We start from the raw sequence: 19,915 nt of genomic DNA on the forward strand, positions 1-19,915 counted from the left end.
GGGACGCGTCGGGGAGGGGCGTCAGCTGGTGCCGAGGCCGGCGGCGTCGACCGCGGGGCGGCCCTCTGCCTTCAGGACCTTGTTGAGGATCGTCAGGTCGTAGATCCCCTTCAGGTCCGGCTTCTCCAGCAGGCCGGCCTTGACCGCGTGCCCGGCCTCGGTCTCGAGGGTGGCGGCCAGCGGATCGTCCGTGAACTGGACGGACTGCCAGGCCGGGTCGAGGATCTTCGCCGGGAGCGCCTTGCCGGAGTCCGCCGCCAGCTGCTTGTTCGCGGCGGCCTTCGCCTCGTCCGGGTGGTCGTTGATCCACTTGTTGGTCTCGACCGCCGCCTTCAGGACGGCCTCGACCGCCTTCGGGTGGTCCTTCAGGAAGCCCTGCCGCACGATGACGTTCGTGATCACGAACTTCTTGTCGGGCCAGAGCGTCGACTCGTCCAGGAGCACCTTGGCGCCCTCGGCGACCAGCTTGGACGCGGTCGGCTCCGGCACCCAGGCGCCGTCGATCGAGCCGGACTTGTAGGCGTCCGGGGTGATCTTGTTGTCCGTGCGGACGACGGTGACGTCACCCTTGCCGCTCTGCGCGTCGACCTTCCAGCCCTGTTCGGCGGCCCAGTTGAGGAACGCCACGTCCTGGGTGTTGCCGAGCTGGGGCGTGGCGATCTTCTTGCCCTCGACGTCCTTCAGCGACTTGATCTTCTTCGGGTTGACGACCAGCTTCACCCCGCCGGAGGCCGAACCCGCGATGATCCTCAGGCTCTTGCCGTTGGACTTGGTGTAGCCGTTGATGGCGGGGGACGGGCCGATCCAGCCGATGTCGATGGAGCCGGAGTTCAGGGCCTCGATCTCGGACGGCCCGGCGTTGAAGACGGCGGGCTTGACCGTGGTGGCGCCCAGCTCCTTCTGGAAGAAGCCCTTCTGCACGCCGACCAGCGCGGTGGCGTGGGTCAGGTTGCCGAAGTACCCGATCTTGACGGAGTCGAGCCCGTCCGTCTTCTCGGCGCCGTCGGCGATCTTGGCGGTGCCGGTGTCCTTGGACTCGGAACCGTAGCCGCAGGCGGCCAGGGTGAGCAGGGGGAGAGCGGCGAACGCGGCTATGCCGCGGCGCAGGAACGGTGAGCGGATGGCAGGCACGGGAGGGTTTCCTCTCGTTGGCCCGGCGGTCACGGTCTCTCGGGTCGTGGCCGGGAGTTCGGCAGAGGTCTTCGTCGCTTCCGGGACGGGTATCCCGTCGCGGGCGAGCGAAGTCGAGCGTGTGGGGCAGGGTGGGGGGAGCGGGCGCGCGAGCGGTGCGCGTACGTCAGCGCACACATCGCGCCACCCCGCCCTGCCCGCTGCCGAGGGCGCCGCTGCCGACACGGCCGCCCTCCTTCGCGAACGTGGAGTAGACGTCGGGCGTCCTCATGTCAGAAGTCCCAGCCGTCGTCGTCGGCCTCGTCCTTGACCGGCTCGGGGGCGGCGAACGACTCGCCGACCATGCCCGCGGTCAGCGTGGTGCCGTCGGCGGGGTCGATCAGGATGAAGGAGCCGGTGCGCCGGGAGTCGGCGTAGGAGTCGACCGGAAGCGGCTCGGCGGTACGGATCTTCACCCGGCCGATGTCGTTGGCGACGAGCCGGCCCGGGTGCGGGTGCAGGGACAGGTCGTCGAGCGTGAGCCGGGACGGAATGTCCTTCACGATCGCCTTGACCGTGCGGGTGCCGTGCTTGAGCAGGACCCGGTGGCCCACGGTGAGCGGCGCGTCGGCGACATGGCAGACGGTCGCCTCCACGTCCTGGGTGGTGGGCGGGGCGTCCTTCGTCGGCACGATCAGGTCGCCGCGCGAGACGTCGATGTCGTCCGCCAGCAGGATCGTCACCGACTGGGTCGTCCAGGCCACGTCGACCGGCTTGCCCAGCAGGTCGATGCCGGCGACGCGGGTGGTCCGCCCGGACGGCAGGACCGTGACCTCCTCGCCGACCCGGAAGGTGCCGGCCGCGATCTGGCCCGCGTAGCCCCGGTAGTCCGGGTGCTCGGCGCTCTGCGGCCGGATCACGTACTGCACGGGCAGCCGCGCGTGGCAGTGCGCCAGGTCGTGGCTGACCGGCACCGTCTCCAGGTGCTCCAGCACGGTGGGGCCGCCGTACCAGTCCATGTTCGCGCTCGGCTCCACCACGTTGTCCCCGGCCAGCGCGGAGATCGGGATCGCGGTGACCTCGGGCACGCCCAGCTCGGTCGCGTACGCCGTGAACTCCTCGGCTATCCGCGCGAAGACGCGCTCCTCATAGCCGACGAGGTCCATCTTGTTCACGGCCAGCACGACGTGCGGGACCCGGAGCAGGGCGGCGATGGCGGCGTGCCGGCGGGTCTGCTCGACCACGCCGTTGCGGGCGTCGACCAGGACGACGGTCAGCTCGGCGGTGGAGGCCCCGGTGACCATGTTCCGGGTGTACTGCACGTGGCCGGGGGTGTCGGCGAGGATGAACCGGCGCCGGGGCGTGGCGAAGTAGCGGTAGGCGACATCGATGGTGATGCCCTGCTCCCGCTCGGCGCGCAGCCCGTCGGTGAGGAGGGCGAGGTCGGGGCCGTCCTGGCCGCGGCTCGCGGAGACCCGCTCCACGGCCTCCAGCTGGTCGGCGAGGACCGACTTGGAGTCGTGCAGCAGCCGCCCGACGAGGGTGGACTTGCCGTCGTCGACGGAGCCGGCGGTGGCGAACCGCAGCAGGGTCGTGGCCGAGAGCGCCTCGGTCGTGGTCGTGCTCATGCTTAGAAGTACCCCTCGCGCTTGCGGTCTTCCATCGCGGCCTCGGACAGCTTGTCGTCGGCGCGGGTCGCGCCCCGCTCGGTCAGCCGGGACGCGGCGATCTCGGCGATGACCTTCTCGATCGTGTCGGCGTCGGAGTCGACCGCGCCGGTGCAGGACATGTCACCGACGGTGCGGTAGCGCACCCGCCGCTTCTCCACCGTCTCGCCGTCCTTCGGGCCGCCCCACTCTCCGGCGGTCAGCCACATGCCGGAACGCTCGAAGACCTCGCGCTCGTGCGCGTAGTAGATCTGCGGCAGCTCGATGCCCTCGCGGGCGATGTACTGCCACACGTCCAGCTCGGTCCAGTTGGACAGCGGGAAGACCCGCACGTGCTCGCCGGGGGCGTGCCGGCCGTTGTACAGGTTCCACAGCTCGGGGCGCTGGCGGCGCGGGTCCCACTGGGAGAACTCGTCGCGCAGGGAGAAGACGCGCTCCTTGGCGCGGGCCTTCTCCTCGTCCCGGCGCCCGCCGCCGAACACGGCGTCGAACCTCTCGCTCTGGATCTTCTCCGTCAGCGGCAGGGTCTGCAGCGGGTTGCGGGTGCCGTCGGGACGTTCCCTGAGCACACCGCGGTCGATGTAGTCCTGGACGGAGGCCACATGGAGGCGCAGCCCGTGTGCGGCGGCCACGCGGTCCCGGTACTCGAGGACCTCCGGGAAGTTGTGTCCCGTGTCCACGTGCAGCAGCGAGAAGGGGACCGCGGCCGGGGCGAACGCCTTCAGCGCGAGGTGCAGCATGACGATGGAGTCCTTGCCGCCGGAGAACAGGATCACCGGGTTCTCGAACTCGCCCGCCACCTCGCGGAAGATGTGCACCGCCTCGGACTCCAGCGCGTCCAGGTGCGACAGGGCGTACGGGCTCTCCGTGCCGTCCTCCGCCTTGGCGACCGTGGTCATGCCAGTCCCCTCTCGCTCAGCAGCGCGTACACCGACGCCGCGGACTCCTGGACCGTCTGGTGCTGCGACTCGATCCGCAGATCAGGCGTCTCGGGCTCCTCGTACGGGTCGTCGACCCCGGTGAGCCCGGTCAGCTCGCCCGCGGCCTGCTTGGCGTACAGCCCCTTCACATCGCGCACGCTGCACACGTCGACGGGGGTCGCCACATGGATCTCCAGATACGGCGTCCCGTTCTCCTCGTGCCGCTTGCGTACCGCCTCCCGGCTGTCCGCGTACGGCGCGATCACCGGCACCAGGGCCTTGACGCCGTTGCGGGCGAGCAGTTCGGCGACGAAGCCGATGCGCTGGACGTTGGTGTGCCGGTCCTCCCGGGAGAAACCGAGGCCGGCCGAGATGAACTCGCGGATCTCGTCGCCGTCGAGCACCTCGACGCGGTGGCCCTCGGCACGCAGCCGGCCCGCCAGCTCGTAGGCGATGGTGGTCTTGCCGGCGCTCGGCAGACCCGTGAGCCAGACGGTGGCTCCGGTCGTCACGTCGTTCTCCTGAATCGAGTCGTTCGTCATCCGTGCAGTCCGCACTCGGTCTTGGCGCGTCCGGCCCAGCGGCCGGCGCGCGCGTCCTCGCCCTTAAGGACCCGGCGGGTGCACGGGGCGCAGCCGATGGACGCGTAACCGTCCATCAGCAACGGGTTGGCCAGCACGCCGTGTTCGGCGATGTACGCGTCCACGTCGTCCTGGGTCCAGCGGGCGATGGGGGAGACCTTGACCTTCTGCCGCTTCTCGTCCCAGCCGACGACGGGGGTGTTCGCCCGGGTCGGGGACTCGTCGCGGCGCAGGCCCGTCGCCCACGCCCGGTAGTTCGCCAGGCCCTCTTCGAGGGGCTTGACCTTGCGCAGCCTGCAGCACAGGTCGGGGTCGCGGTCGTGCAGTCTCGCGCCGTACTCGGCGTCCTGCTCGGCGACCGTCTGCCGCGGGGTGAGGGTGATGACGTTGACGTCCATCACGGCCTCGACCGCGTCCCGGGTACCGATGGTCTCCGGGAAGTGGTAGCCGGTGTCCAGGAAGACGACGTCCACGCCCTTGCGTACGCGCGAGGCGAGATGGGCGACCACGGCGTCCTCCATGGAGGAGGTGACGCAGAACCCGTCGCCGAAGGTGTCCACCGCCCACCGGAGGATCTCCAGCGCGGAGGCGTCCTCCAGCTCACGGCCCGCCTGCTCGGCGAGCGCCTTCCACTCCTCGGTGGACCGCTCGTCCTGAGTCGTCGTCATATCCGCTCGTCCCCTCCGTTGTCGGCTCGCTGAACGCCCCGGGCCAGCAGTCCCAGGAACTTCAGCTGGAATGCGCGGTTGCACGCCCCGCATTCCCAGGCGCCGTGACCCTCGCCGCTCGGGCGCAGGTCCTCGTCGCCGCAATAGGGGCAGTGGAAGGGCGCCGCCCGCTCGCTCACGACAGCGCCTCCTCGGAAGCACGCGCCACCCACGCCGCGAAGCGTTCGCCGTCCTCGCGTTCCGCCTGGAAGCGCTTCAGCACCCGCTCGATGTAGTCGGGCAGTTCCTCGGACGTCACCTTCAGCCCGCGCACCTTGCGGCCGAAGCCCGCCTCCAGGCCGAGGGCGCCGCCCAAGTGCACCTGGTAGCCCTCGACCTGCTCGCCCCGGTCGTTCAGGACCAGCTGGCCCTTGAGACCGATGTCCGCGACCTGGATGCGGGCGCAGGCGTTCGGGCAGCCGTTGAGGTTGATGGTGAGCGGCTCGTCGAAGTCCGGCAGGCGGCGCTCCAGTTCGTCGATCAGCTGGGAGCCGCGCTGCTTGGTCTCCACGATGGCGAGCTTGCAGAACTCGATGCCGGTGCAGGCCATGGTGCCGCGCCGGAAGGAGGACGGCCGGGCGGTGAGGTCCAGCGCCTCCAGGCCCTCCACCAGCGAGTCGACCCGGTCCTGCTCGACGTCGAGAATGATCATCTTCTGCTCGACGGTGGTGCGCACCCGGCCCGAGCCGTGTGCCTCGGCGAGGTCGGCGACCTTCGTCAGCGTGGCCCCGTCGACCCGGCCGACCCGCGGCGCGAAACCGACGTAGAACCGGCCGTCCTTCTGCCGGTGCACACCGATGTGGTCGCGCCACTGCTGGACGGGCTGCTCGGGCGCGGGCCCGTCGACGAGCCTGCGCCCGCCCAGGTACTCGTCCTCCAGCACCTGCCGGAACTTCTCCGCGCCCCAGTCGGCGACGAGGAACTTCAGGCGGGCCCGGTTGCGCAGCCGGCGGTAGCCGTAGTCGCGGAAGATCGAGATGACGCCCTCGTAGACGTCCGGGACCTCCTCGATCGGGACCCAGGCGCCCAGCCGCACACCGAGCTTGGGGTTGGTCGACAGGCCGCCGCCGACCCACACGTCGAAGCCCGGTCCGTGCTCGGGGTGGCGCACGCCGACGAACGCGACGTCGTTGATCTCGTGCACCACGTCCAGCAGCGGCGAACCCGAGATGGCCGTCTTGAACTTGCGGGGGAGGTTGGAGTACGCCTTGTTGTCCAGGACGCGGCGCTTCATCTCCTCCAGCGCCGGGGTGGCGTCGATGATCTCGTCCTCGGCGATGCCCGCCACCGGTGAGCCGATCATCACGCGCGGGGTGTCGCCGCAGGCGGTCACGGTGGACAGGCCCACGCCCTCCAGCCGGTCCCAGATCTCGGGCACGTCCTCGATCCGGATCCAGTGGTACTGGACGTTCTGCCGGTCGGTGATGTCCGCGGTGCCGCGCGCGAACTCCTGCGAGATCTCGCCGATCACCCGCAGCTGCCGGGTGGTCAGGGCCCCGCCGTCGATGCGGACGCGCAGCATGAAGTAGCTGTCGTCCAGCTCCTCCGGCTCCAGGATCGCGGTCTTGCCGCCGTCGATCCCGGGCTTGCGCTGGGTGTACAGCCCCCACCAGCGCATCCGGCCGCGCAGGTCGTTCGGATCGATGGAGTCGAAGCCGCGCTTGGAGTAAATCGTCTCAATGCGTGTCCGCACATTGAGACCGTCGTCGTCCTTCTTGAACTGTTCGTTGCCGTTGAGCGGCGTGAAATGGCCAGCGGCCCACTGGCCCTCGCCGCGGTGACGGCTCACCTTGCGGCGGGGCGCGGAGGCGGCGGGGTTCGGTGGGGTGGCGGCCATGGTTCTACGTCCTTCGGGACCGGTGGGAATCAGCTCTGACCTGCGCCGATGCGCGCACGCGGGCAGGCGTGCGCGGCTTTGCGCGGGAGGCGGGGGGACGGGTTGCGCGGCGGTGCTGGAGGCGTCAGCTCGCCGGACAGATGGCGCTGGACATGCGGCCGAGGTCGACGTGCCGCCGACTCACCAAGGCAACTCCAGTTCCGGACATGACGGAAGCGTGTCACGGCGATCTGGACACAGTCCAGCTTCGTCCATCATCCGGACGTAGTTGTCCCGCTATGTGAAACGAGAGTGGTGTCGCTCACATGTGGTGCCGGGAGGCTTGTCCCGGCAGGTCAGGCGGGGTAGGCCCCGGGCCACGGCCCCGGAGTGGCCACGTCCGGTTCCAGCTCCACCTTGGTGTCGAACAACTTGAAGCCCCGGCGCAGGTAGTTGTCCATCGCGTGCTCGCCGTCCTTGCTGCACGTGTGCAGCCACACCCGCTTGGTCGGCGCCCGCCCCGGCCACCGCTCGGCCAGGTCCCAGGCGCGGGCCGCGCCGTACGCGAGCAGATGACCGCCGATGCGCCGGCCCCGGAAGGCGGGGACCAGCCCGAAGTAGACGATCTCCACCGCGCCGTCGTCCTGCGGCTCCATCTCCACATAGCCGGCCGGGGTGCCCCGGTCGTACGCCACCCAGGTCTCCACGCCGGGCCGCTCCAGGTACTCCCGCCAGCGCGCGTACGTCCAGCCCAGCCGGTCGGTCCAGCGGATGTCACCGCCCACCGAGGCGTACAGGAACCGGCTGAACTCGGGGGAGGGCACCTCGGCGCGGACGATCCGGACATCGCCGTCGGGGGCGGCGGCGGGAAGGAGGTCGGCCGGAGCGGTCTGCTCCAGCGACCACGTGGTGACAGGGACGCTGTTCATGCGGGCCAGGGAATCATCCCGCCGTGTCGTCTGTCGACGTCCGCCGGCGGGGGTTCGCACCGGCCGGCGGTCTGCCGGATGCCGGGCGCGGGCGGCGTGACCGGGCCGGTGGGAGCGCCGGGCGCACGCCGTCGGACTCGTCCGGCCCCGGCGGGCCGGACCGGTTTGGCGCCCCCGGTCGTGGCGAGCCCGATCCGGCGGCCGAGCCGGCGCCGGCGCCCGGGTGGCGGCGGTGGCGACGCCCGGCGGGCCGGGTCAGTCCAGCGCACCGTCCAGGTCGGCCAGGGGCAGTGCGAACAGCATGCGGTCCGACAGCGACCACACCTCGCCGGTCTCCCGCCAGTAGGACAGGGTGCCCGCGTCCCGCGCCCAGCAGCGGTCGGAGGCGTCGGCGCCGCAGCGGGCCGCCCGGGTCCCCTCGGTGTCCTGCCGCCACAGCCCGCCGTGCCCGTCCTGCGTACCGGGCAGCCGTCCCACATACCAGGACGGCCGGTCCGCCCCGGCCTTCCGGTACGACAGCACGCCCCGGATCCCGGCCGCCCGGGTGCGGTACGCCTCCACCGCTTCCACCCGCCCCGCGCCGTCCGTGGCGAGCGGCCCGGGCCGCGCCGGGTCGGTGCCGAACGCGTACCGCCACAGCCGCGCGGGCCGGTCGCCGTCCGGTTCGGTCCACTCCGCGGCCACCAGACTGTCGGGTGCCGTACCGCGGTCCAGGGCGAGCGCCCCGGGGCAGGGCGGCCCGGTGGGGGAGCAGCGGCCGGCGGCGAAGCGGTACGAGGCGACGGCGGGCAGGACGTAGCCGTGGCCGCCGGCGGACCAGCCGCCGGGCACCCGGCCGACCTCGGGGCCGTCGACCGTGGTGCGCTGGATGCGGTCGAGGTCGTAGACGTACAGCGCGTCGGCGCCCCCGGCCGTGGTGGTGACCAGCAACTTGTTCCCGTGCCAGACCATGCCCGAGACGCCGGAGACCAGTCCCCGGTAGTCCCGGCCGCCGTCCACGGGCACCACCAGCAGCGCCCAGCGGTACACGAGGTGCGCCGGGTCGTCCGCGTCGACGAAGGCGACCCGGGCGAGGCCCCGCTCACCGGGGCGGCCGGCGGTGGTGCTGTGGGTCCAGCCGGCCAGGAGCACCCGGTGGGTGCCCCAGAGGCCGTCGTCGCCTGCGTCCCCGGAGGTGGTCACCGAGGCGGGCCGCCAGTCGCCGCCGGTGTCGGCCGCGTCCCAGCAGTAGGCACGGGCGGCGGCCGGGGCGACCGGCAGCGACGCGCGGTCGCCGGCGGAGCAGTCGTCCGCCGCGCGCAGCCGGCGGTCGGCGCCGCGCAGGACGGCGTCCACGCCGACCGGGCGGCCCATCGCGGCGGCGAGCCGGTCGAGCGACCGGGCGGGCACCGGGTGCTCCTGGAGCCGGAGCCGTCCGGTGTCCGCCGGGGAGGTCAGCGGTGTGAGCGCGCCGGGTGCTTCGGCGACCCCCGCCTGGGAGGTGCTGATCACGGTGGCGGCGGCGGTGAGCGCCAGCGCGGTCCCGGCCAGGACGGCGCGCAGGGCCGCGCCGTGCCTGCGCCGCCGGTGTCTGCCGCGATGCTTCATCTCTCCTCCAGTGGCCGGTCCAACCGCGCCTGATGGTCCGTACCTTGACGCGAGGAGCAGCGGGGGCGGCCGTACCGGATGCTACGGCAGGAACGGGCCGGACAGGGCCCGGACCGCAGGGTCGGCCGCGGCCGGGGAGCGCCGCGCCGGGAAGGTGTCTACGCCGGGGGCCGCGCGCTCCGGCCCACGGGCCCGGCATTCCGTTTCCGGACCACTGCGGGCGCCGAGGAGTGCGGGAGCAGGTCAACGGGGTCGTCCGGCAGGACGACCGCCACGTCCGCATCCTCGCAGAAACGATACGGCCGATGGCGGAGAAGCTCCCCGAGATACCGCCGGATCCTGGACATCTCCGCCCGCACGGTCACCGTCCGGGAGGGATCGTCGAACACATCCTCGGCCAGCCCCGCCGCCCCCCGCCCGGCGGGGTGTTCGGCGAGCAGGAACAGCAGTTCCGCGTGGCGCGGGCTCAACTCCCGCGACCAGGAACCCGCCGAGCCGGTGACCGTGACCGTACGGCGGTCCCGCCCGGCGAGGTCCAGCACGATCCGGGCCGGGGCGGGCGGCCGGTCCTCCGCCCGCAGCAGCCAGCCCCCGGCCAGCGGCTCCACCGCGCACGCGCCCAGCGAGGGCAGCCACCGGTGGCCCGGCGCCAGTGACTTGGGCAGCCGCACCCGCCGCACGTACGGCATCCCGGTCACCGCCGCCGCCCAGCCGTCCCGGTCCACCACCACGGCCCGTCCGGCCAGCCGGGCCAGCACCGGCGCCGCCACCGCCCGCAGCCGCTCCAGCGAGGTCAGATGCAGCTCCCGCAGCCGGGCCTCGGCCAGCTTGGCCACCGAGTCCACCCAGGCGAGGGTGGCCGGATGCATGGTCTCCAACGGGCCGCTGACGTCCACCACACCGAGCAGCCGGCCGTCCCGTGGGTCGGTGATCGGCGCGCCCGTACACGTCCAGGACGTGTGCGACCGGACGAAGTGCTCGGCGGCGAACACCTGGACGGGCCGCCGCACCACCGCGGGAGTGCCCACCCCGTTGGTGCCGACGACGTCCTCCCGCCAGTCCGCGCCGATCTCGAACCCCAGCCCGTCGGCCTTGCGCAGCACCGGGGGCGCGCCCTCCCGCCACAGCACCCGCCCGTCGGCGTCCGCGACGACCATGATGTGCTGTGCCACGTCCGCGACCGAAAGAAGCCCCTCCCGGAGCACCGGCAGCACCTGCCGCAGCGGGGACTCCTCCCGCCGTCGCCGCACCTCGTCGGAGGGCAACAGCCCGGAGCGGACATCGCGTTCGGGATCGACACCGCTGCGCAGCACCCGGTGCCACGACTGCTCGATCACCGGACGGGGCGCGATCCGCGCACGCCGCCCGGCGAGCGCGGCCTCGCGCACCTCGCTCAGCACCCGCGCCGCCTGCGCCGCGTCCCGCGCGGCCAGGCGCGTCAGATTCATCGGCGGATTCCCCACTGCGGTCCTCCCGGAAGGCGTCGAACACTCCTGTCAAGCCGTCCGGGCGGCGGTTTCCGGTCCGACTGTCCTCACATAGTGCCGCTCCGCTCATGGCGGAGGCACAGACTCCGCGCATGTGCCCGCATAAGTTGCAACCCCCCGCAACCCTGGTGGTCCACAGGGCGGCGGCCGAGACTTGACCACGACGCGATGCGCGTCCGCGGGGGCCCAACAGGCCCGTGCGGTGGGGGTGGTGCCGTGTCGGCGCAGCACCACCCCTTGCCGATGACGGTCCGGCCGGGGCCCGACCGAGCGGCCCCGGGGCGGGTCAGGACGGCCGCGCCCGCTCGACCACCGCCTCCAGGTCCAGGCCCCCGGGCAGGGTGCCGAAGGACGCGCCGTGGTCGCGGCCCAGCCGGGAGGCGCAGAAGGCGTCGGCGACCTCCGCCGGCGCGTGCCGCACGAGCAGCGATCCCTGGAGGACCAGCGCGAGCCGCTCCACCAGGCGCCGGGCCCGCCCCTCGACGCCCTCCAGGTCCGCGAGTTCGGTGAACAGGTCCTTCACCGCCCGGTCCAGCCGGTGGTCCGCGCCGTGCGCCCGGCCGATCTCGGTCAGGCAGGCGTCCAGCGCGCCCGGCTCCCGGCGCAGCGCCCGGAGCACGTCCAGCGCCTGCACGTTCCCCGCGCCCTCCCAGATGGAGTTCAGCGGCGACTCCCGCACCAGCCGGGGCAGACCGGATTCCTCGACGTACCCGTTGCCGCCCAGGCACTCGGCCGCCTCCACGGCCACGGGCGCGCACCGCTTGGTGATCCAGTACTTGGCGGCCGGCACCGCCAGCCGCAGGAACGCCCGCTCCTGCTCCCCGCCGTCGTCGCAGGCCGCGGCGAGCCGCAGCGCGAGCGCCGTCGCCGCCTCCGACTCCAGCGCGAGATCGGCGAGCACGTTGCGCATCAGCGGCTTGTCGATCAGCTTCCCGCCGAACGCCTCCCGGTGGGCGCAGTGGTGCACCGCCTGGGCCACCGCCTGCCGCATCAGCCCCGCCGAGCCGAGCGCGCAGTCCAGCCGGGTCGCGGCGACCATCCCGATGATCGTCCGCACCCCGTCGCCCTCCGCGCCGACCCGGCGCGCCCAGGTGCCGTCGAACTCGACCTCGGCGGAGGCGTTCGAGCGGTTGCCCAGCTTGTCCTTCAGCCGCTGGATCAGGAAGACGTTGCGTCCGCCGTCCGGCAGGACCCGGGGGACCAGGAAGCAGGTGAGCCCGCCCGGGGCCTGCGCGAGCACCAGGAACGCGTCGGACATGGGCGCCGAGCAGAACCACTTGTGCCCGGTCAGCAGGTACGCGCCCGCCTCCGCGAGGGGCCGGGCGACGGTCGTGTTGGCGCGGACGTCGCTGCCGCCCTGCTTCTCCGTCATGCCCATCCCGAACAGCGCCCCGGGCTTCTGCCCGGCGGGCCGCAACTGCGGGTCGTAGACCGTGGACGTCAGCCGGGGCTCCCACTCGGCGGCCAGCTCCGCGTCGGCGCGCAGCGCGGGCACGGCCGCGTGCGTCATCGACAGCGGGCAGCAGGTGCCCGCCTCGGCCTGCGTCCACAGCAGGAACCCGGCCGCCCGGCGCACCTGCCCGGAGGGCCGGCTCCAGGCGCCGGTCAGCCCGGCCGAGACCCCCTTGCCGAGCAGCCGGTGCCAGGCCGGGTCGAACTCCACCTCGTCGATCCGGTGGCCGTACCGGTCGTGGCCGCGCAGCCGGGGCGGACGTTCGTTCGCCCGCACCGCCCACTCCTGCACCTGTGCCGAACCCACGGCCCGGCCGAGCGCGGACAGCTCCGCGCGCACCTCCTCCAGCACGTCCGCTCCGGTGTACCGGTCGACGGCCTCGGTGAGGGCGCGGTCGGCGGTGAAGACGTCGTAGCCGACCAGCGGGGGCGGCTGGTTCGTCACGGTGTGGGTGGGAGTGCCTGCCATGGTGGGGAACCTACCCGGGAAGGCGAAGGGAAACCTGTCCGGGAAGGCCGATGGGGGACTTCTCCGGGCAGGGGGCAAGGGACTTCTCGGGGGAGGGAGTGGGGGACTTCTCCGGCGAGACCGTGCCCAGAGTGGCACAAAGGAGTCGCGCGGCGGGCCGGAACCGGATTCCCGGACCCCGGGGAACCGGTCGCGGGCCCCGGAAGGTGAGGGCGGTCCCGTGCTGCGGATACCTTTGGCTCGTGCAGCCAGCAAGTGAATCCCCCGAGCGCCCGGCCGGCCGCTTCCACCGGGCCAGAGCTCTCTACCGGAACGTCTCCAAACGCAGGACCGCCTGGCTGTTGCTCAAGGACACCGTCAACTCCTGCATGGAGTACCGCATCCTCGGCCTGGCGGCGGAGGCGGCGTTCTTCACGCTGCTGTCCGTGCCGCCGCTGCTGCTGAGCCTGATCGGCCTGCTCGGCTACGTCGACGACTGGACCGGCGCGGACACCATCCACAGCCTGGAGACCAACCTCCTGGACGCCTCCCGCACGGTGCTGTCCGACAAGGGCGTCAAGGAGATCGCCGAGCCGATCCTGCACGACGTGATGCGAGGCGGCCGGCCGGACGTCATCTCGATAGGCTTCCTGTTCGCCCTGTGGTCGGGCTCGCGCGCGGTGAACGTCTTCATCGACACCATCACCGTCATGTACGGGCTCGACGGCGTCCGGGGCATCGTCAAGACCCGGATCATGGCGTTCCTGCTGTTCATCGTGGCGCTGCTGATCGGCTCGGTGGCGCTGCCGCTGATGGTGGCCGGGCCGGACGCGGTGGTCCGGATCGTGCCCTGGTCGGAGACGGTGGTCCAGGTTCTGTACTGGCCGGTCGTGATCGTCCTGTCCATCGCCTTCCTGACCACGCTGTACCACGTCTCGGTGCCGGTCCGCTCCCCGTGGATCGAGGACGTGCCCGGCGCGCTGGTCGCCCTCGCGATGTGGGTCCTGGGCAGTTTCCTGCTGCGCATCTATCTCACGTACACCATCGAGGGCGCCACGATCTACGGTTCCCTCGCCGCCGCCGTCGCGGTCCTGCTGTGGATCGGCGTGGGCGCCTTCGCCGTGCTCGTCGGCGCGGCCGTGAACGCGGCCATCGACCGGGTGTGGCCGGCCGCGGCCACGGCCGCGGCGCGCGAGGCCAACGAGCGGATGCGGGAGGCACAGGTCGCCGAGTACGTGGCCCGTGCCGCGGCGGCGGCCCGCGAGACCGACCCCGACGACCCCGACATGCCCTCCGAGTACCCCGAGCGCTGGTCCCGCTTCCTGCCTCCGGAAGACGTGACCGCGCGCCTGCGCGGCCATGCCCGGAACCCGCATCACACGCACCGGGGCAACGGGAACGCGAAGGGGGATGGGGAGAACGGGAGCACGGGCGGCCCCGAGGACGGTCCGGGCGCCGGGGGTGCCGGCGGCCCCGAAGGCGTCGGTGGAGCCGGCGGTTCCGGTGGATTCGGCGGGGGCGGCGGCTTCGGGAGCGGCGGCGGGGATGCCGGGAGCGGCGGCTTCGGCGGGGCCGGTGGGTACTGGGCCGGGGGTGGCGGTGGCGCCGGTGAGGGGGGCCACTGGAACCACGGCGGCGGCAGCCGCACCGGCGACGCCAGTGGTGACGGCAGCGGGACGGCCGCTGTGGACGGCGGTGGGGACGGCAGGAATCCGGCACACCCCGAGTGGTGAGGGGTGAGCCCGGCCGCCCATCTGCCCGGCGCCCCCTGAAGGGCCGGCGTCCGACGGCCGACCGTCTCCACCCGAGGGCTGGGTCCGTCGGTGGAGAACACGCCGTTGCCCCTCCACTCGTTCTCCACCCGCTGCTCCACCCGTGCTCCGATCCGCCGGAGACCGCCCCGCGCCTAGCGTGATCGCACAGGCCGGAACCGGACGGCCGCAGCAGGACAGCCGGGTGTCGCCGTCGCGCATCGCCCGGCACGGCCTCCGGCACCGGGCAAGGAGGCAGCGGACATGACGGAGCGGACGGTACGCGAGGGTCGGCGCGGCAGGACGGGGAGGCCGGCCGGGACAGCGGGGGTGATCAGCGCCGCCGCCGGGCCGATCAGGCGGACCGGGGCGGCCGGGCCGACTGCGACGCCCCTGTCGACCAGGTACACCAGGGCAGCCGAGTCGAGCGAACCGGCCGGCCTGCCCACGTCTCCCCGGCCGCCGTCATCGCCCCTGCCACCAAGGCCGGACGGATCCGCGAGGCCCCCGGGACACCCGAAGCCACCCGGCATTTTCCACGGCCCCCTGCTGCCCCTCGCCGTGGACGTCCTCCTCCCGCTCCTCGTGTTCTACGCGGCCCGCGCCGTCGGCGCCGAGCAGGGTCCGGCCCTGCTGCTCAGCGGCGCACCGCCGGCCCTGCGCCTGCTGGCCGGTGCCGTGCGGCACCGCCGGACCGACGGGGTGGACCTCCTCCTCACGGTGCTGCTGGTCGCCGCCGCGCTGGTGTCCCTGACCGGCGGCGGCCCCCGCGTCCTGCTGTTCAAGAACGCGGCGCTGCCCCTGGCGGTCGGCGGCTGGGCACTCGCCACCGCGTTCACCCGCAGGCCCCTGGCGTTCCGGCTGGGCCAGCGGCTGCACCGGGGCGACGCGGTCCTCGCACGGGCCGCGCTCTGGCGGGACAGTGCGCCCTTCCGCCGTGCGCTCCGCACCCTCACCGTGCTCTGGGGAACCGGGCAACTCCTCGATGGCGCGCTGGGCGCCGTGGCCGCCGCGACCCTGCCGACCGACACGGTGCCGCTGCTCGACCGCGCCGCCTCCCTCGTCCTGCTGGCCCTGACCGCCGCGATCACCGCCGTCCACACCCACCGCTTCCGCAGACGCCACGCCCTCCCGCTGTTCGGCGCCCCCGCGCAGGCGACGGCACCGCAGGCGGGGCCGGGAAGCCCGTAGGCCGGCTCCCGTGTGCGCGGAACGAGGGAGGCGGCCAGGCCGGAAGCGACCAGGCCGATCACGGCGACACGTACGGTCATGGCACCACCGTGGGCGGCGGCCGGCGGGCCGGTCGTGAAGAAAACGGACACCGGCCGCGGCCACCCGGCCGTACGGGGGCGGTGCCCTGCCCGTCCGGCCCCGCGCGGGGGTTCGTCCCGGTGAGCCGCCGGTTCGCTCACACCGGAGGCCGCGCCCGCGCCGACTGCCGTAGCGCGGCCCCCGACCCGACCCGACCCGTCCTTGGCCGGCCCCTTGGCGGGTGCCACGCGGTGTCACTGCGGCATCTCGGGGGCCCGGACGGCGAAGTCCGGGGGACGGGCGGCCGAGGGCCGTCAGGCAGTGGTCGTGCGCGATCCGTCGTGCGAGGAAACGGAGGAACCGGGCTGATCGAGGATCCGCCGCACCATGTCCATCAGCCGGTCCCCGGCCTGATCGACGCTGCCGTTCTGGGCGCAGACCTGCGCGCCTTCGAGGAGGAAGGTGATCTCGGCAGCGGCCTGTCCGGGGTCGGGCAGCCCCGCCTCGGCGCACATGCCGACCAGCCTGCGCATCTGGAGGGCCTTGTGCTGCTCGACGACCTGCCGGGCGGGATGGGAGCGGTCGGGCAGTTCGGCGAGGGAGTTGATGAACGGGCAGCCCCGGTGCGAGATCGCCGGCAGCCCCTCGGCGATGAACCGGGCGATGCCCAGGATCTGCTCCCTGGGCCGGCCGGGATGGTCGGCCCCGACCCGGTCGAACACCGCCTGGTAGTCGGCGGCGACGATCCGCAGCCACTCCGCGACCAGCGCGTCCTTGGTCTCGAAGTGCCGGTAGATCGCCATTTTGGTGGTCGCCGCCTTCTCGGCGATGGCCTGCACGCCCACCCGTCGGATCCCCTCGCGCTGGAAGAGCTCTTCCGCCGCGTCGAGGATGCGCTCGCGGGGCGGCAGTTTCGCCACCCTGGTCGGCCTGCTGACCGTCGATGCCATGACTGCTCCGTGACCTGGGTCCGTTGTGACGACCTCCACCCGCTGCTACGGTACCAGCCCGTCCCTCACGATACCGGTCGGTATCGTGAGGGACTCTTCGGTATCCTTCTTTGGCGGGAGTGAACAGGTGAGAGTTGCCGAGTACGTGACCTTCGACGCCGTCGGGCTCGCGGAACTGGTGGCCAAGGGCGACGTGACGCCCGCCGAGCTGGAAGCGGTCGCACGCGAGGCCGCGCGGGCGGTCGACCCGCGGATCAACGCCGTCGTGGAGACCTGGCCGGCCGACGACGAGCCCGCCCCCCGAAGCGCCCCGCTGGCCGGTGTCCCCTTCCTGATCAAGGACCTCGGGGTCACCATGGCCGGACGGCGGACGGAACTGGGCAGCCGTCTCGCGGCCGGGCACGTCGCCGCCGCCGACTCCTTCCTGATGCGGCGCTTCCGCCGCGCGGGCCTCGTGACGTTCGGGCGTACCGCGACCCCGGAGATGGCCTACAGCACCACGACGGAACCGGTGCTGTACGGCGCGACCCGCAACCCCTGGGACCCGGCGCGCAGCGCGGGCGGGTCCAGCGGGGGCGCGGGCGCGGCGGTCGCCGCCGGGGTGGTCCCGGTCGCACACGCCACCGACGCCGCCGGTTCCCTTCGCATACCCGCCGCCTGCAACGGCCTGTTCGGGCTGAAGCCCACCCGTGGCCGGGTCTCCATGGGGCCCGACGCCGACGAGGTCTTCAACGGCCTGGCCGTGCAGGGCGGGGTCAGCCGCACGGTACGGGACAGCGCGGTGCTGCTCGACCAGATCCGCGGCCCGGAGCCCGGCGACCCCTACGTCGCACCGGAACCGCCCCGGCCGTACGCGGAGGAAGTCACCCGCTCTCCGGGCTCGTTGCGGATCGGTGTCCTCGCCCAGGCGTGGGGCGGGCACCGCACCACCGCACCCGTGGTCGGCGCCCTCTCCCGCACCGTGCGCCTGCTCGAATCCCTCGGCCATCGCGTGGAGGAGGCCGAAGTCGGACTGGGCGCCGACTGGGAGGAGTTCGTGCTGGCCAGTGCCCGCCAGTGGAGTGCGAACCTCACGGCCTCGGTCGACGAACTGGCCGCCGCGCTCGGTCGGCCCGCCGACTCCTCGACCCTCGAACCGCCCGTCCTCGCCGCCTATCGCTACGGACAGCGGGTCAGCGGCGCCCAGTTCGTCGCCGCTCTCGCGCTCCGGAACCGGATCGCCCGGAGCCTGGGGCGGTATTTCGAGGCGTACGACCTGCTGCTCACCCCGACGCTGCCCGACCTGCCCGTGCCGCTGGGCACCCATGCCGAGGGCGCGGAGACGCTGGACGGTCCGGGCTGGCTGCGCCGGCTGTTCGACCTCTCGCCGTTCACCGCGGTGTTCAACGTGACGGGCACCCCCGCCATGTCCGTACCGGTCACGGCCGACCCCGGGACCGGACTGCCCGTCGGCATGCAGTTCGCCGCCGGTTACGGGCTCGAAGGCCGCCTCTTCCGCCTCGCCGGCCAACTCGAACAGGCCGGCCCGTGGTCGGGCCGGACCCCTGCGGTGTGGGCGGGACACCCCACGGACCGGGGCCGGTGAGGACGGCCGGCCGGTCCACCGAACGGCCGGGGCCCGGCGGACTCGGGCTGCTCCGGGCCGGGACCGTACCACCCAAGTCCGGTGCGGCGATCGCCAGATGGTCCGGAAGCGGCGGAACGACGTGCATCGGGCGAGAGGTCGTGGGAACGGAAGTGCCCCGCGGTGCGCCTGTGCGGCACGATGGGCGGCATGATCCGTGCCGCACGCGCCCTGCCGCTGCTCCTGCTCCTCCCCGCACTGCTCACCGCGTGCGGCACCGAGAAGGAGCGTTCCGGTCCCGAGCCGGCTGCCTCGGCTCCCGGGAGGGCGGCTGCCGGGAGCACCCGGCAGCCGGCGTCCGCCGACGCCGGGCGGGCCGACATGGACGAGCGCCTGCGGGCGCTGGGCATCGCACCGGAACTCGTCTACGTCACCGACGTGCCCGGCTTCACGCTCGCCCAGCAGTCCATCGGGGTGAACGGCGACGACGGCTTCTCCGTCGCGTACTGGGCGAAGGACGGTGCCATCCTGCACCTCTACGCGGAACGCGGCAGCGCCGCCGATTGCCCCGAGGGCCATGTCTGCCGGGCCCCGGCCCAGGGCCAGGTGGTCCGGGTCTACGGGGAGAAGGTCGCGGCCGACGTGCTCCGCCGGGCCGCCGACGCCATCCACCGCCCCGCCCCCGAGGAACTCGCACCCCTCCTGCCGCCGCCCCGCACGGCGACGGCCCCCGTGGAGCGCGGCGACCTCCCGCCCAACGGTGACGGAGCCCCCGACAACAGCGTCCCCGGCGGCGACTGACCGGCCCCGTCCACGGCGAGCCGGCTCCCGCCCCTCACCGGGCCCCTCACGCCCACCCGCTCCGTCCTCCACCGGGCCCCTCACACCCACCCGCCCACCGCGACCGGCCACCGGGACCGCCGCCACGCTGTCGCCCGCCATCCGGCCGGCACACCCCCGGACGCCGGCCGGCTCCCTCGTCCCCCCGGAGCCCTGCCATGCCTTCTCGCCTCCTCCTCTGCACCCGCACCGCCGACTACCGCCACGAGTCCATCCCGGACGCGGTCGCCGCGATCCGGGCGCTCGGCGGGTTCGCCGTCGAGCACACCGAGGATCCCGAGGACCTCGAACGCCCGCTGGACGAATTCGCGGTCGTGGTCTTCCTGTCCACCAGCGGAGAGGTGCTGACCCCGGCCGGGCGGGCCCGGCTGGAGCGGTACACGAGGGCGGGCGGGGGCTTCGCCGGGGTGCACGCGGCGGCCTGTACCGAGTACGGGTGGCCGTACTACGGCGAACTCCTCGGCGCCCGCTTCACCCGGCACCCCGCCTACCAGCCGGGCCGCGTCCTCGTCGCCGACCCCGCCCACCCCGCCACCCGGCACCTGCCGCCGACGTGGGAATTCACCGACGAGTGGTACGACTTCGACCGCGTCCCGGGCGGCCGGGAGCGGGTGCTGCTGTGCGCGGACGAGACGTCGTACGCGGGCGGTGGGATGGGCGCGGACCATCCGCTGGCCTGGTGCCGCGAGCGGGGCCCGGCGGGCGGCCGTGTCTTTTACACAGCCTTGGGGCACGCCTCCGGCGCGTACCGCGACCCGGACTTCCTGGCCCACCTGAACGGCGGACTCGAATGGGTGGCAGTACCGGCTCAGTGACGTTTCTGCGGTGAACCGGTTACCCCGTTGGGGTGACTAA

At 73.3% G+C, this 19,915-nt stretch carries 17 protein-coding genes and 1 pseudogene; 5 read left to right on the top strand and 13 right to left on the bottom strand.

All coding sequences use genetic code 11. The features are described from left to right. Positions 1-21: 21 nt before the first annotated feature. The 12 genes from ACZ4W9_RS21935 to ACZ4W9_RS21990 form a co-directional block, all read right to left on the bottom strand. Positions 22-1,131, bottom strand: a complete 1,110-nt coding sequence (locus tag ACZ4W9_RS21935; RefSeq protein WP_467938290.1) for an aliphatic sulfonate ABC transporter substrate-binding protein — start codon at positions 1,129-1,131, stop codon at positions 22-24. Between the two features lie 272 nt (positions 1,132-1,403). After that, complete coding sequence (locus ACZ4W9_RS21940; RefSeq protein WP_467938294.1) at positions 1,404-2,738, bottom strand: sulfate adenylyltransferase subunit 1; 1,335 nt, start codon at positions 2,736-2,738, stop codon at positions 1,404-1,406. Between the two features lie 2 nt (positions 2,739-2,740). Further along, entirely contained in the window at positions 2,741-3,676 is a 936-nt protein-coding gene (cysD, locus tag ACZ4W9_RS21945) for a sulfate adenylyltransferase subunit CysD (protein WP_467938298.1), read from the bottom strand. Further along, on the bottom strand, positions 3,673-4,209 hold the full coding sequence (gene cysC, locus ACZ4W9_RS21950) for an adenylyl-sulfate kinase (RefSeq protein ID WP_467938301.1): 537 nt from the start codon (positions 4,207-4,209) through the stop codon (positions 3,673-3,675). Before cysC ends, cysD begins: the two co-directional genes overlap by 4 nt. Positions 4,210-4,235: 26 nt before the next feature. Beyond that, positions 4,236-4,946: a phosphoadenylyl-sulfate reductase gene (locus ACZ4W9_RS21955; protein ID WP_467938303.1), complete on the bottom strand. Its 711-nt coding sequence runs from the start codon at positions 4,944-4,946 to the stop codon at positions 4,236-4,238. Continuing rightward, a complete protein-coding gene (locus tag ACZ4W9_RS21960; protein ID WP_467938305.1) occupies positions 4,943-5,125 on the bottom strand; it encodes a hypothetical protein in 183 nt (60 codons plus the stop codon). The genes ACZ4W9_RS21955 and ACZ4W9_RS21960 overlap by 4 nt, the downstream gene beginning before the upstream one ends. Next, on the bottom strand, positions 5,122-6,822 hold the full coding sequence (locus ACZ4W9_RS21965) for a nitrite/sulfite reductase (protein WP_467938307.1): 1,701 nt from the start codon (positions 6,820-6,822) through the stop codon (positions 5,122-5,124). Before ACZ4W9_RS21965 ends, ACZ4W9_RS21960 begins: the two co-directional genes overlap by 4 nt. 124 nt (positions 6,823-6,946) lie before the next feature. Next, a complete protein-coding gene (locus tag ACZ4W9_RS21970; RefSeq protein ID WP_345942706.1) occupies positions 6,947-7,030 on the bottom strand; it encodes a putative leader peptide in 84 nt (27 codons plus the stop codon). 127 nt (positions 7,031-7,157) lie between these two features. Continuing rightward, positions 7,158-7,730: a GNAT family N-acetyltransferase gene (locus tag ACZ4W9_RS21975; RefSeq protein WP_467938311.1), complete on the bottom strand. Its 573-nt coding sequence runs from the start codon at positions 7,728-7,730 to the stop codon at positions 7,158-7,160. Between the two features lie 255 nt (positions 7,731-7,985). Continuing rightward, positions 7,986-9,317, bottom strand: a complete 1,332-nt coding sequence (locus ACZ4W9_RS21980) for a hypothetical protein (protein ID WP_467938314.1) — start codon at positions 9,315-9,317, stop codon at positions 7,986-7,988. A 158-nt stretch (positions 9,318-9,475) separates the two neighbouring features. Beyond that, positions 9,476-10,765 (bottom strand): GAF domain-containing protein, encoded by a 1,290-nt coding sequence (locus tag ACZ4W9_RS21985; RefSeq protein WP_467938316.1) that lies wholly within the window; start codon positions 10,763-10,765, stop codon positions 9,476-9,478. Between the two features lie 325 nt (positions 10,766-11,090). Next, entirely contained in the window at positions 11,091-12,725 is a 1,635-nt protein-coding gene (locus tag ACZ4W9_RS21990; RefSeq protein WP_467938318.1) for an acyl-CoA dehydrogenase family protein, read from the bottom strand. A gap of 242 nt (positions 12,726-12,967) precedes the next feature. On the opposite strand from ACZ4W9_RS21990, the pseudogene ACZ4W9_RS21995 reads away from it, so the two are divergent. Both ACZ4W9_RS21995 and ACZ4W9_RS22000 read left to right on the top strand, forming a co-directional pair. Further along, positions 12,968-14,101, top strand: a pseudogene (locus ACZ4W9_RS21995) (YihY/virulence factor BrkB family protein); the annotation flags it as partial. Between the two features lie 618 nt (positions 14,102-14,719). Further along, the gene (locus ACZ4W9_RS22000; RefSeq protein WP_467938320.1) at positions 14,720-15,646 is read left to right on the top strand and encodes a VC0807 family protein; all 927 of its coding nucleotides are present in this window, start codon (positions 14,720-14,722) and stop codon (positions 15,644-15,646) included. 374 nt (positions 15,647-16,020) lie between these two features. Here the strand turns inward: ACZ4W9_RS22000 and ACZ4W9_RS22005 are convergent, their stop codons facing one another. After that, a complete protein-coding gene (locus ACZ4W9_RS22005) occupies positions 16,021-16,656 on the bottom strand; it encodes a TetR/AcrR family transcriptional regulator (protein WP_467938322.1) in 636 nt (211 codons plus the stop codon). Positions 16,657-16,783: 127 nt separating this feature from the next. Between ACZ4W9_RS22005 and ACZ4W9_RS22010 the strand changes: the two genes are divergently transcribed. From ACZ4W9_RS22010 to ACZ4W9_RS22020, 3 genes are all read left to right on the top strand, one after another. Beyond that, positions 16,784-18,241, top strand: coding sequence for an amidase (locus ACZ4W9_RS22010; protein ID WP_467938324.1), 1,458 nt, complete (start codon positions 16,784-16,786; stop codon positions 18,239-18,241). A 189-nt stretch (positions 18,242-18,430) separates the two neighbouring features. Further along, positions 18,431-19,021 carry a membrane lipoprotein gene (locus ACZ4W9_RS22015; RefSeq protein WP_467938326.1) on the top strand — a complete coding sequence of 197 codons (591 nt, stop codon included), beginning with the start codon at positions 18,431-18,433 and terminating at the stop codon, positions 19,019-19,021. Positions 19,022-19,218: 197 nt separating this feature from the next. Further along, entirely contained in the window at positions 19,219-19,875 is a 657-nt protein-coding gene (locus ACZ4W9_RS22020) for a ThuA domain-containing protein (RefSeq protein ID WP_467938328.1), read from the top strand. Positions 19,876-19,915 lie beyond the last annotated feature (40 nt).

Source organism: Streptomyces sp. NPDC029296 (assembly GCF_055569255.1).

Coding starts and splice junctions, on each gene's coding strand:
- ACZ4W9_RS21940 (WP_467938294.1), bottom strand. CDS start 2,738: ATGAGCACGACCACGACCGAGGCGCTCTCGGCCACGACCCTGCTGCGG.
- cysD (WP_467938298.1), bottom strand. CDS start 3,676: ATGACCACGGTCGCCAAGGCGGAGGACGGCACGGAGAGCCCGTACGCC.
- ACZ4W9_RS21955 (WP_467938303.1), bottom strand. CDS start 4,946: ATGACGACGACTCAGGACGAGCGGTCCACCGAGGAGTGGAAGGCGCTC.
- ACZ4W9_RS21965 (WP_467938307.1), bottom strand. CDS start 6,822: ATGGCCGCCACCCCACCGAACCCCGCCGCCTCCGCGCCCCGCCGCAAG.
- ACZ4W9_RS21970 (WP_345942706.1), bottom strand. CDS start 7,030: ATGTCCGGAACTGGAGTTGCCTTGGTGAGTCGGCGGCACGTCGACCTC.
- ACZ4W9_RS21975 (WP_467938311.1), bottom strand. CDS start 7,730: ATGAACAGCGTCCCTGTCACCACGTGGTCGCTGGAGCAGACCGCTCCG.
- ACZ4W9_RS21980 (WP_467938314.1), bottom strand. CDS start 9,317: ATGAAGCATCGCGGCAGACACCGGCGGCGCAGGCACGGCGCGGCCCTG.
- ACZ4W9_RS21985 (WP_467938316.1), bottom strand. CDS start 10,765: ATGAATCTGACGCGCCTGGCCGCGCGGGACGCGGCGCAGGCGGCGCGG.
- ACZ4W9_RS21990 (WP_467938318.1), bottom strand. CDS start 12,725: ATGGCAGGCACTCCCACCCACACCGTGACGAACCAGCCGCCCCCGCTG.
- ACZ4W9_RS22000 (WP_467938320.1), top strand. CDS start 14,720: ATGACGGAGCGGACGGTACGCGAGGGTCGGCGCGGCAGGACGGGGAGG.
- ACZ4W9_RS22005 (WP_467938322.1), bottom strand. CDS start 16,656: ATGGCATCGACGGTCAGCAGGCCGACCAGGGTGGCGAAACTGCCGCCC.
- ACZ4W9_RS22015 (WP_467938326.1), top strand. CDS start 18,431: ATGATCCGTGCCGCACGCGCCCTGCCGCTGCTCCTGCTCCTCCCCGCA.
- ACZ4W9_RS22020 (WP_467938328.1), top strand. CDS start 19,219: ATGCCTTCTCGCCTCCTCCTCTGCACCCGCACCGCCGACTACCGCCAC.